Source organism: Paenibacillus sp. DS2015 (assembly GCF_050433705.1).
Lineage (GTDB): Bacteria > Bacillota > Bacilli > Paenibacillales > Paenibacillaceae > Paenibacillus_AQ.
The window spans coordinates 53,225-63,986 of record NZ_JBNPWS010000030.1 but is presented as its reverse complement, the minus strand read 5'-3'; the positions used below and the strand labels follow the sequence as shown (position 1 = coordinate 63,986).

The following is a 10,762-nucleotide window of genomic DNA, read 5'->3' as shown; positions in this document are numbered from 1 at the left end:
TTGATCTCACTTTCGTGAAATCTTTACTCACTCGTTGTTCAGTTTTCAAAGATCAATTACTCTTTCGTTGTCATCAGTTGTTCTCGGCGACAACTTCTATATCTTATCATATTCAACTCAGTAATGCAAGCTTTTTTTCAATTTCATTTTCATGTGATTGTTAAGCTTTCTGATTCGTTTTGACCGACATTTGTTGGCCGGACTAATAATATATCACGTATGAAACTGATGTGCAAGCTTTTTTTAATATAATTAATATGCCACGACTGTACCTATTATATTCACGTTAGACAACTACTCTTAATATAGAATGTAAACGACCTTAACTCTTTAAAGAGATGACCACCATTTCTCGTAGGAACACAAGAAAAATATAGCCCTGACTCTTACATCTGACCATCTGACCCCATTAAACAACCGACCCCGTCCTCCAATAATCTGGAGAACGAAGTCGGGTGTGACAGAAGCTTAAGCTCCCTACGTATAAAAGAGCATAATCCCTCTGTTTATAATTAATTGTCTTTAATAGTACGCATATGTGGGAACAACAGAACATCTCTAATGGATGCTGAATTGGTCAGCAACATCACTAAACGGTCAACACCAATACCAAGTCCCCCTGTTGGCGGCATACCATATTCTAGAGCACGTATGAAATCATCATCCATCTCATGCGCTTCATCATTTCCAAGTTCACGTTCCTTCAACTGGGACTCAAACCGTTGACGTTGATCGATCGGATCATTCAGCTCGGTAAATGCGTTAGCATGTTCTCTTCCTACTATGAACAGCTCGAAACGATCTGTGAAACGTGGGTCTTGTACCTTTTGCTTAGCCAGTGGTGAGATCTCTACAGGATGTCCTGTAATGAAAGTCGGCTGAATTAGAGTCTCTTCTACAAACTGTTCAAAGAAAGCATTCACAATATGCCCGAATTTGCTATGCCCCTCCACTGGAACCTTGTGTTCTTTTGCCAAGCTGCGCGCTTCTTCATCTTTCATATGGACATTAAAGTCCACACCTGTTACTTCTTTAATCGCATCAACCATGGACACTCGGCGCCATGCCGGCGTTAGATCCACTTCTTGACCTTGATAGTCAATGACTGTTTTGCCCAGTACTTCCTGTGCAATGTGAGCTACCATGTTCTCTGTCAACCGCATAATGTCTTCATAATCAGCATAAGCCTCATACAATTCAATCATCGTGAACTCTGGATTATGACGAGTAGACGTTCCCTCATTACGATACACACGACCAATTTCATACACTTTCTCTAGGCCCCCGACAATAAGTCGTTTAAGGTGAAGCTCAATAGCGATCCGCATAAAAAGCTCCATATCTAGAGCGTTGTGATGTGTAATGAATGGTTTCGCTGCAGCACCACCAGCGATAGAGTGTAAGGTAGGCGTCTCAACCTCTAAATATCCCAATGAATCTAAATAGCGACGCATCGTTTGAATAATCCGTGAACGATAAATAAAAGTCTGCTGCACTTCTGGGTTAATGATCAGATCTACATAACGTTGGCGATAGCGTAGTTCTATATCCTTCAGACCGTGATATTTATCAGGTAAAGGATATAGGGATTTCGAGAGAACTTCGACATCACTTACTTTAATCGTTGTTTCCCCTGTTTTGGTTCTGAACACGACACCTGTTACACCAATAATGTCACCTAGATCAAGTAGACGGAATGCACTAAACTTCACTTCAGGCACAGAGTCCTGACGAACATAAATTTGAATTTTGCCACTTAAGTCTTGAATATGAGCAAAAATAGCTTTACCCATACCACGCTTAGCCATAATACGGCCAGCAATGCTGACTTCAATTGGGTTTTCTTCCAACTCATCATGGGTGAACGTATCATATTTGGCCAACAATTCCCCCGCATTGTGAGTTCTGTTATATTTTGATCCAAAAGGATCTATCCCCATTCCACGTAGCTCGTCCAATTTGCCGCGGCGAATCTGTAACAATTCACTAAGCTCATTCTCCGGATTGATCACTTCTTCTTCCGACATGGTACTTCATCTCCTTCATTATCATCACTTACTTTTATATGTTTTTTTGAAATCGCACTGGCTTGCATAAACCGTATTACCTATTATATCAAGTAGAAACGGCAATGCCGTCCTTTTTCAAAGACGGCACCCGTTTCAGCGGAAATATAAGAAATAGAGGTTCAAGAATCAATTTCATAATTACGCAAATCGATTTAGATCCATCGGCGATTATGAAATTGATTCAAGTGAAACTTAACCTTTCTTATATTTCAAAAAAAAAGCTTCCCATAGGAAGCCTTTTAAAACAATCCTCAAACGTTACGCCTTTTTGATATCAATAATTTTATATTGAATAACGCCTGCAGGAACAACAACATCAACAACTGCACCTTTTTGCTTACCAATAATGGCTTTGCCAACAGGACTTTCATTAGATATTTTGTTGTTCAGTGGATCTGATTCAGCTGTACCTACAATAAGATACTCTACCGTATCTTTAAATTCCATGTCTTCCACAATTACGGTAACACCTACACCTACTATATCCGTATTAATATCATCATTGTTAATGATACGAGCGTTACGTAATAATTTCTCAAGCGTGATAACGCGTCCTTCTATAAAAGCTTGCTCATTCTTTGCATCTTCATATTCCGAATTTTCGCTGATATCGCCATAACCGATAGCTACTTTGATCCGCTCAGCAATCTCACGCCGTTTCACAGACTTGATGTGCTCCAGCTCGCTCTCTAACTTCTTGAGACCTTCCAGTGTAAGAATGACTTCTTTATCGCCCATTCAACAATTCTCCTGTCATGTGAATAATTTGAAATAGATTACCCTTACTACAGCACAACACTATATGCAAATCTTGAGGAGCTAGAACTTCCCCTGCTGCGGAGTTTAACCAATGAGTCGAATTTATACTGCAAAAGTATATGGTAACCATTTCAAAATGTCAATGACTGTTACTTGTTTCCGTCATCTTCCACTGGCACAACTTTTATTGGGAGGCACATACCAAGCCGGAACCGAACTCTTTGGCAATAAGCCGAAAAGCGGGATTACGTAAACCTTCCATTGAAGCAAGCACAACTTGGTTCTTCATTTCTATATCGCCAATCTTTAGCATGTTGTGTCTGTCACACCTTTAGGTCACGGATAGAAATACCCAGAGCCTCTACAATTTTATTTAAAATTTGATCTTCAATTTGACGATTTCCACGTTCAATAGTCCCGAGCACAGAGAGAGAGATTCCTGTCTTAGTTGCTAACTCCTGCTGTGTATATCCTTTTAGCTTTCGGAATGCTCGGATGCGATTTGCCAATTGCATGTTGTCCAAAGCCTTATTCCTTCCTTTCCATCCAGTCTCTCAATTGCTGTTGTAACCACACTATCCAAACCAGAAGTTTCCCCCTGGCGCACAATATCATTTAAGGGAACAAGGACAAAGGCACGCTCTTCCATTCGCGGATGCGGAAGAATAAGATCCGGTGTACTCTCTACCTGCCCTTCCATCCATAGGAGATCCAAGTCTAGTGTTCTGGGTCCGTTAAGGATATTTCTTACTCGACCTAGAACTTGCTCTATTGCCTGCATAACTGAAAGTAGCTCATGTGGGCTTAGCGTCGTCCTCATGGCAAGTGCCATGTTAAGAAAAAGGGGCTGATCTGCATAGCCCACTGGCTCTGTCTCATATAAACTGGAACAGCGAAGAACCGTAATCTGTGAATGTGCATGGAGCCGATCGATGGCATCCATTAAGGTTCTCTCGCGATCACCCAAATTTGCCCCTAATGCAATATAAGCCTCTGATGACTCAGAGGTAGAATGTAACTTCATGATGGGTTCTCACTTTCTTGTTCTGAACAGCTCCACCGTGACACCTTGAAAGTGGATGTCGAATGGGGGATGCGGTTTGGTCACTTTGACCGTTAATGCGTTGATACTAGTATAAGTGTCTAGTACGGAGGATGCAATATATTCTCCTAAGGCTTCTATCAATTGGAAAGATTTATTTTCCACAATTTCTTTCACCAGTACATGAACGTCGGCGTAATTAACCGTTTTGCTTAAATCATCGTTTTCACCAGCTTCTCGCAAGTCCATCTCCAGCTCTAAATCGATGTAGTAGCGTTGACCGAGCTTCCGTTCCTCTGCAAAAACGCCATGATATCCGTAATATTCCATGCGATTCATAACCATCTTATCCATGATCCATACCCTCTTTCTAGGTTCGACAACGACATCAGTGATCTAACAATATATAATTTGAGCCATTTTTCTATTCGAAATTTGTTATTTATTCGTATCTTGTGTAGCATACAGCATCGCGTCGCACATACGAACCGTGCGTTTAATAGCCTTAACATCATGTACCCGTACAATTTGACAGCCTTGAGCAATCCCGACAGCTACTGTTGCCGCTGTCCCTTCGATTACATCGTCTACCGGCAAATCCAATGCCGTTCTAATAAATTTCTTGCGGGATGTAGCTAGCAACATCGGATAACCAATTTCAACTAATGTATCAAGATTCATCATTACCTGCATATTGTCATTGTAATCTTTAGCAAATCCTAAACCGGGGTCCAGAATAATATTATGCGGTGCTATACCCGCTCGTATGGCTAACGCAATACTTTCCTTCAGGTCATTGACTATATCCGGAATAAGATCCGTATAATTCTGTTCCTGTCGATTATGCATTAGAATGATCGGACAGGAAAGTTCAGCCGCAGTCGACAGCATGAGTGAATCACCTATACCTCGCCATATATCGTTAATGATATGAGCTCCAGCTTGAATAGACTGGCGAGCTACTTCTGCTTTATAGGTATCTATAGAGAGGGGAATGTGCGGTGCGGTGCGGTGAATCGCCTCAATAACAGGAAGGACTCGCTGAAGCTCCTCTTCTGTCGATATCTGCTGAAACCCAGGTCGAGTAGATTCGCCGCCAATATCAATGAGATCCGCACCATCCTCGATCATTTGCAATGCATGTCGAACGGCTCGTTCAGAATCAATGTAACGCCCTCCATCAGAGAAGGAATCAGGGGTAATATTCAATATCCCCATAATAAGAGTGGACTTCCCAAGCTTTAATTCTGCCTCTCCCCAAGAAAATTTCCGTTCGTAAAGGGTCGTCTTCATTCATAGATCCCTGCCTTCTGTCGATATAGGTGCAACAGCTTCTTCGTGATCGGACCTGCTGTGCCATTGCCCACGGTATGACAGGAACCATTCAGTCCAAGAAGTGATGTAATGGGCACCAATTCCTGAATGGAACTGGTCATCCATATTTCATCCGCACGGTGTAAATCTTCCCATGTGTACAATCCTTCCTCGCAGCGAATGCCTTCCTCTATCGCGAGTTCCATCACAATAGCTCTAGTAATCCCTGGCAGTATACCTGTAGAGAGTGCTGGTGTGAACAGCATCCCTCCTCGGATCATCACTACATTACTAACGATCCCCTCGGCAACATATCCCTTATCTGTTAACATAAGACCCTCGGCCTGAGCCTTTGTAGCCTCTGGATAAGAAGCTAACTCACGTTTAGCTAATATATTATTCATATAATGTAATGATTTAAGTCGTTGTAAAGATTCTGGTGTATTCCGGGGTGTAGAAAGCTGTTGTAGCCCCTTCCCCTTATGATAAAGATTATCGGCAGGGACCGAAAGTTCCTTAACGGTGAGGAAATGATTCGGCTGATCATAGTCGCCAGTAGGCAGCCCAAGCACATCTTCCCCCGCACTAACGGTATAACGGATATACGCTTCTTCTAGACCATTAGCCTCCATGGCTTCCCGAATCCATGCCAAGGTGCGCTGTATATCCACTGTATACTTGATACCTAACACCCTACAGCCTTCAGAGAGTCTTGTAAGATGTCTATCTAGCAAAAAGGGGTGACCGTGATATGTTCGAAAGGTCTCAAATAAGCCCATCCCATATAAAAAACCATGATCCATCACGGATACTACAGCATCCTTAGCCTCTACGATTGCATGGTTCTTCCCTACAAATGTCATGCCTTGTTTCCAGTAGACTGTTTCAGAAAGTTACTCAGCATCTTATGCCCATGATCGGTAATAATGGATTCCGGATGAAATTGTACCCCTTCAATCGGATATTCTTTATGCCGTAACCCCATGATTTCACCTTCCTCAGTCTCTGCCGTGATCTCAAGACAATCAGGCAAGCTCTCACGCTCCACTAATAACGAATGATATCTCGTGGCTGTTACGGGTGACTGAAGCCCTTCAAATACAGAGGTACCGTGATGATGGATTGGAGAAGTTTTGCCATGCATTAGACGTTCTGCACGAATAACATTCCCCCCAAAAGCTTGTCCTATAGCCTGATGACCCAAACAGACACCAAAAATAGGGATAATCCCTTTGAAATGCTGAATCGTATCCAGACTAATGCCTGCTTCATTAGGTGTACACGGGCCTGGTGAGATTAGAATATGATCTGGTGCCAGAGCCGTTATACCTGCAATATCAATCTCATCGTTGCGATAGACTTTTACCTCTTCTCCTAATTCGCCTAAATACTGAACCAGATTGTACGTAAAAGAGTCATAATTATCGAGTACTAATATCATAGAAACATCTCCCTCGCTTCTTCTTTACTTTCTTCTTCACTACATAGTACCGCTCTCACCATTGCCTTAGCTTTGTTGTGACATTCTCGATATTCCCGGTATGGATCAGAATCCACGACAATACCCGCTCCAGCTTGAATATATCCCTTACCATTCATAACCGCTATTGTACGTATAATAATGTTTAATTCCATATTACCATTGTACTCAATCCAGCCCATTGAACCAGTGTAAGGACCGCGGCGAACAGGTTCTAGTTCTTCAATAATTTCCATAGTTCGAATCTTGGGAGCACCTGTGATCGTACCTCCCGGAAAAAGAGCTGCAATCACATCATATAGCTGTTTCCCTTCGGCTAATTTGCCCTCCACTTGGGATACGAGATGCATCACGTGTGAGTAATATTCTATTGTCATCAGCTCTGGTACATGTACCGAACCATAAGCTGCAATCCGACCAATATCGTTACGTTCAAGATCAACTAACATAATGTGCTCGGCACGTTCTTTTTCGTTCATGCTTAGCTCTTCCGCCATCAACGCATCCTCTGTCTCTGTGGTCCCTCTACGTCTGGTTCCCGCGATGGGTCTCGCACTAACCTGATCATCATCCAGCTTCACCAATAGCTCAGGTGAACCACTAACGAGTGAAAACGTAGGGGATCTAAGCAACCCCATATACGGAGAAGGATTCAATAAACGAAGCCATTCATAGATTTGCTCAGGTGAAGATTGCAGCTCCTTCTCCTGACGAAGTGATAAATTTACCTGGAATACATCCCCTTGACGAATATATTCTTGAATCCGCACCACAGCCTCCTCAAAATCCTCCTGGGAGAAATCAGCTGTCATTCCGGGCCAGGAACCGCGAGTATTAGCATTTATTGATGGCACAAGTTCTAGCTCATCAACCTGTGCAAGCTTCTGCATACGGCGATTTCGTTCACTTTGAAGAGTATCATTCTTACTTGAGCCTGACTCGGTATACGAGTTCCATAGTCTCTTCATTTCGATTGCGCGCTTTTCAGCTTCAGTATATAACTCTCTTATGTCATGTGCATCTGCAATTAAAGGGCAATGTATTGCACAATAGGTAACCTGATCAACGTGATCATATATCCAGACTTCTTCCATCCTCATCCACAAGTAATCAGGAAATCCTGGATCGTCTTGGGCAATGGATGGAATTCTCTCTAAAGAACGAACAATATCATATCCTAGAAATCCAATGCACCCACCTATAAAAGGCGGTACTCCATCAATACCCAACTTCGGTGAACAATAGGGCGCCATCCAACTTTCTAATATTTCTAGTGGCAACCCTTCCAACACCTCGGTTCTTCCAGATTGTAGATTGGTCAGCGTTGCAACATGATCCTTCCCTGAAAGAACAGATACGGGATCGACACCCAGATAAGTATAACGGCCACCCTTGGCACTCTCTAGTACTACAGCGTATGGTGAAGCGCTGGATTCCCATGCCCCTGACCATGAAGCCGGTAAACTCCCCTTTTCCTTCATCCGTACAAGATAAGGCAGCACACTCCACCCATCAGCAGCCCAGCTTTTCCAATTATCAAATGGAGTTAACACTTCATCTGTCACCTTATCTCCTCCTAAAGCATAAACTTGGTTGTCATTATACTTTAGCAGCTACCCTTTTGAAAAGTACCTATAAGAGGTTGTTCAAAACTCCCATGGCATTTAGCCTCGTGGGCAGGTCTAAGTCCAGGTAATAATGAGAGTGCCGGTAAAAAAAAGTACACGAATCGGTAAAGGCAATAAGGGTTTGAAATCCGTTCTTTGTCAGGCGGCATGGGCAGCAACAAAGAGGAAGGATTCGAGGCTGGCCGCGTTTTATTACCGAATAGTAAAGCGATCAGCTCTGCTTCTTCATAAAAAAACCCCTCTTGCCGATAAGCGCGCAATAGGGGTGTGACTGGTAAATAAGTAATTAAGCTTCGAAATTATAAAGTGGTGTACTAAGGTAACGCTCACCATTACTTGGAATAATAACGACAATACGTTTGCCTTTTCCTAGCTCTTTAGCCACTTTAAGTGCGGCAAATATAGCTGCTCCTGAAGAAATACCGGAAAGAATTCCCTCTTCTGTAGCAACACGACGTGCTGTTTCGAATGCTTCGTCATTCTCAACATGAATAATTTCATCATAGATATCACGATTCAGAATTTCAGGGATAAAGTTAGCCCCTAGTCCTTGAATTTTGTGAGGTCCTGGTTTACCACCAGCCAAGATCGGCGAAGCGGCAGGCTCAACAGCAATAATTTTAACATTAGGATATTTCTTCTTAAGTACTTCACCCGCGCCTGAGATCGTACCCCCTGTACCAATACCAGCTATAAAAGCATCCAAGGTACCCCCGATAGAATCAATCGCTTCAACGATCTCTGGACCTGTTGTTTCGCGGTGAATTTTCACATTGGCTTGGTTCTTGAATTGTTCTGCCATGAAATAGCTAGGGTTCTCGTTAACAATAGCTTCTGCTTTAGTAACAGCACCGTTCATACCTTCAGACCCTGGTGTAAGAACAAGCTCAGCTCCATAAGCACGAAGCAGGTTACGACGCTCTAAGCTCATTGTTTCAGGCATAACGATAACGGCCTTATATCCTTTAGCTGCAGCTACCATAGCTAGACCAATTCCTGTGTTACCACTTGTAGCCTCAACAATCGTTCCACCAGGCTTTAGACTACCATCCTTCTCAGCTTCTTCTACGATACTGATCGCGATGCGATCTTTTACACTAGAACCGGGGTTCTGATATTCTAATTTAAGATAAATTTCTGCACTATCTTCCGACACTAGACGGTTTAAACGTACTAGTGGTGTTTCTCCGATCAATTCAGTTACATTGTTGACGACCTTTGCCATGAGTAAAGCCCTCCCTAGGATATTGGTTATAATATTGTTCTAATACGTAGCTATACTTTGGTATTATCTAGTTGTATGTTGAGGAGATCATCCTATCGATAAAGGACAAGTCATCCATGATTCCTGATAAGGAAAAAAGCTGTACTCTTGCCTATATTATATCCGAGTAATCCAGTTGGTTTTGATCACCTTCATATTAACAAATCTTCATGCATGTTGTCAATATCCGTCTATTAAAAAAGATACTTTGCTAAGATTCATGGTTCTTCATCATAGGGCAAAGTATCACAGATTATATAATTATGATGAAGGGATGCTACTCATGATGTGCGCTTGATATTTATGCCGAAGTTCTTGTTCTAGTTGAGAAAGTGGCGTGGCCTCATTAAGAGCGAGCTGTTTGCGAATGGATTCGCGAACGTATCGTGGGTCCTCTTTCTCTTCCATCATAATATCTGTTAGTTGAATCACGGCATATCCACCTTCCCATAGAAAAGGTCCGGCAATATCACCTATTTCTAACGTCGATGCTGTATCCATCAACTCTTTAGGTAAGAACGGATCACCTTCCTCCACTACACCCAACTTCCCACCTTGGCTTCGACTTTCCATATCAAGTGAACGCTCTCTCGCCATCTGTGAGAAGTCTGATCCCTTCTCCAGCTCATCCATGATCTTCTCTGCTTCTTCTGAACTGTTTACTTTGATTAGGGATAGCTTCATTTGTTTCATTACTGCATATTGATCACTATTCTGCGCTAAATATTGATCAATATCCTGATCACTGATGTCAATGCCTGATGTAGCTATTTTCTCCAGTACTAATCTGTAGGCTGTCTCTAATTCAATATCTTGACGTGTTAGCCCAAGCTCAGTCATCATCTGTTGATAATACGCTTCTTCTGAATCATATCCCTGAATATTCCTTAGTAATTCCTGTGCAACTTCTTCAGGTGTGGTACTGATATGACGTGCCTTAGCTTCCTCAAACACAACCATACGATTCAACATATGAAGGAGCAAATCCTGCCCGTAGCGCCGCTTGAGCTCCTGAGACCACTCTTCCTCAGTAATGAACTCTCCATTAACGGATGCAACAGGTTCCTCTTCCTCAGAGGAGGTCTGATCTGCAGGCACAGGTCCAAGACCACGAAACAAGATGAGTCCCCCCATTAATAAGACGCTTAACACCAAGATCACATTGACTGCCCACAGTGTCTTCCCTTCTCGAATAGTCCTCATCAT

General features: G+C 42.6%; 12 protein-coding genes and 2 pseudogenes. 2 read left to right on the top strand and 12 right to left on the bottom strand.

The genetic code is table 11. The features are described from left to right. Positions 1-512: 512 nt before the first annotated feature. Positions 513-2,027 carry a lysine--tRNA ligase gene (lysS, locus tag J2T13_RS20790; protein WP_429374273.1) on the bottom strand — a complete coding sequence of 505 codons (1,515 nt, stop codon included), beginning with the start codon at positions 2,025-2,027 and terminating at the stop codon, positions 513-515. 300 nt (positions 2,028-2,327) lie between these two features. Further along, positions 2,328-2,807, bottom strand: coding sequence for a transcription elongation factor GreA (greA, locus tag J2T13_RS20785; protein ID WP_429374272.1), 480 nt, complete (start codon positions 2,805-2,807; stop codon positions 2,328-2,330). 112 nt (positions 2,808-2,919) lie between these two features. Between greA and J2T13_RS20780 the strand changes: the two genes are divergently transcribed. Next, the gene (locus tag J2T13_RS20780) at positions 2,920-3,081 is read left to right on the top strand and encodes a hypothetical protein (protein ID WP_429374280.1); all 162 of its coding nucleotides are present in this window, start codon (positions 2,920-2,922) and stop codon (positions 3,079-3,081) included. Here the strand turns inward: J2T13_RS20780 and J2T13_RS20775 are convergent. The 8 genes and pseudogenes from J2T13_RS20775 to J2T13_RS20740 form a co-directional block, all read right to left on the bottom strand. Then, positions 3,022-3,141 (bottom strand): annotated as a pseudogene (locus J2T13_RS20775) (tRNA dihydrouridine synthase DusB); the annotation flags it as partial. The gene J2T13_RS20780 and the pseudogene J2T13_RS20775 sit on opposite strands and share 60 nt — an antisense overlap. A gap of 10 nt (positions 3,142-3,151) precedes the next feature. Continuing rightward, entirely contained in the window at positions 3,152-3,343 is a 192-nt protein-coding gene (locus J2T13_RS20770) for a helix-turn-helix domain-containing protein (RefSeq protein ID WP_429374279.1), read from the bottom strand. After that, entirely contained in the window at positions 3,304-3,852 is a 549-nt protein-coding gene (gene folK, locus J2T13_RS20765) for a 2-amino-4-hydroxy-6-hydroxymethyldihydropteridine diphosphokinase (protein ID WP_429374271.1), read from the bottom strand. Before folK ends, J2T13_RS20770 begins: the two co-directional genes overlap by 40 nt. Positions 3,853-3,861: 9 nt before the next feature. Next, positions 3,862-4,224 carry a dihydroneopterin aldolase gene (gene folB, locus J2T13_RS20760; protein ID WP_429374270.1) on the bottom strand — a complete coding sequence of 121 codons (363 nt, stop codon included), beginning with the start codon at positions 4,222-4,224 and terminating at the stop codon, positions 3,862-3,864. Positions 4,225-4,308: 84 nt separating this feature from the next. Then, the gene (gene folP / locus J2T13_RS20755) at positions 4,309-5,163 is read right to left on the bottom strand and encodes a dihydropteroate synthase (RefSeq protein ID WP_429374269.1); all 855 of its coding nucleotides are present in this window, start codon (positions 5,161-5,163) and stop codon (positions 4,309-4,311) included. Further along, entirely contained in the window at positions 5,160-6,047 is an 888-nt protein-coding gene (locus J2T13_RS20750) for an aminotransferase class IV (protein ID WP_429374268.1), read from the bottom strand. The genes folP and J2T13_RS20750 overlap by 4 nt, the downstream gene beginning before the upstream one ends. Beyond that, complete coding sequence (gene pabA, locus J2T13_RS20745) at positions 6,044-6,625, bottom strand: aminodeoxychorismate/anthranilate synthase component II (protein ID WP_429374267.1); 582 nt, start codon at positions 6,623-6,625, stop codon at positions 6,044-6,046. The genes J2T13_RS20750 and pabA overlap by 4 nt, the downstream gene beginning before the upstream one ends. Beyond that, complete coding sequence (locus J2T13_RS20740; RefSeq protein WP_429374266.1) at positions 6,622-8,229, bottom strand: anthranilate synthase component I family protein; 1,608 nt, start codon at positions 8,227-8,229, stop codon at positions 6,622-6,624. Before J2T13_RS20740 ends, pabA begins: the two co-directional genes overlap by 4 nt. A 69-nt stretch (positions 8,230-8,298) precedes the next feature. Here J2T13_RS20740 and J2T13_RS20735 point away from each other — a divergent pair. Then, a pseudogene (locus tag J2T13_RS20735) lies at positions 8,299-8,563 on the top strand (transposase). A gap of 15 nt (positions 8,564-8,578) precedes the next feature. Here J2T13_RS20735 and cysK read toward each other — a convergent pair. Further along, positions 8,579-9,517, bottom strand: a complete 939-nt coding sequence (gene cysK / locus J2T13_RS20730) for a cysteine synthase A (protein WP_429374265.1) — start codon at positions 9,515-9,517, stop codon at positions 8,579-8,581. Positions 9,518-9,817: 300 nt separating this feature from the next. After that, the gene (locus tag J2T13_RS20725; RefSeq protein ID WP_429374264.1) at positions 9,818-10,762 is read right to left on the bottom strand and encodes a peptidylprolyl isomerase; all 945 of its coding nucleotides are present in this window, start codon (positions 10,760-10,762) and stop codon (positions 9,818-9,820) included.

Bases quoted from the DNA above. Each gene is read 5' to 3' on its own strand.
- folB (WP_429374270.1), bottom strand. From the start codon at position 4,224: ATGGATAAGATGGTTATGAATCGCATGGAATATTACGGATATCATGGC.
- pabA (WP_429374267.1), bottom strand. From the start codon at position 6,625: ATGATATTAGTACTCGATAATTATGACTCTTTTACGTACAATCTGGTT.
- J2T13_RS20780 (WP_429374280.1), top strand. From the start codon at position 2,920: ATGAGTCGAATTTATACTGCAAAAGTATATGGTAACCATTTCAAAATG.
- folK (WP_429374271.1), bottom strand. From the start codon at position 3,852: ATGAAGTTACATTCTACCTCTGAGTCATCAGAGGCTTATATTGCATTA.
- folP (WP_429374269.1), bottom strand. From the start codon at position 5,163: ATGAAGACGACCCTTTACGAACGGAAATTTTCTTGGGGAGAGGCAGAA.
- J2T13_RS20725 (WP_429374264.1), bottom strand. From the start codon at position 10,762: ATGATGAGGACTATTCGAGAAGGGAAGACACTGTGGGCAGTCAATGTG.
- lysS (WP_429374273.1), bottom strand. From the start codon at position 2,027: ATGTCGGAAGAAGAAGTGATCAATCCGGAGAATGAGCTTAGTGAATTG.
- J2T13_RS20770 (WP_429374279.1), bottom strand. From the start codon at position 3,343: ATGCAATTGGCAAATCGCATCCGAGCATTCCGAAAGCTAAAAGGATAT.
- greA (WP_429374272.1), bottom strand. From the start codon at position 2,807: ATGGGCGATAAAGAAGTCATTCTTACACTGGAAGGTCTCAAGAAGTTA.
- cysK (WP_429374265.1), bottom strand. From the start codon at position 9,517: ATGGCAAAGGTCGTCAACAATGTAACTGAATTGATCGGAGAAACACCA.
- J2T13_RS20750 (WP_429374268.1), bottom strand. From the start codon at position 6,047: ATGACATTTGTAGGGAAGAACCATGCAATCGTAGAGGCTAAGGATGCT.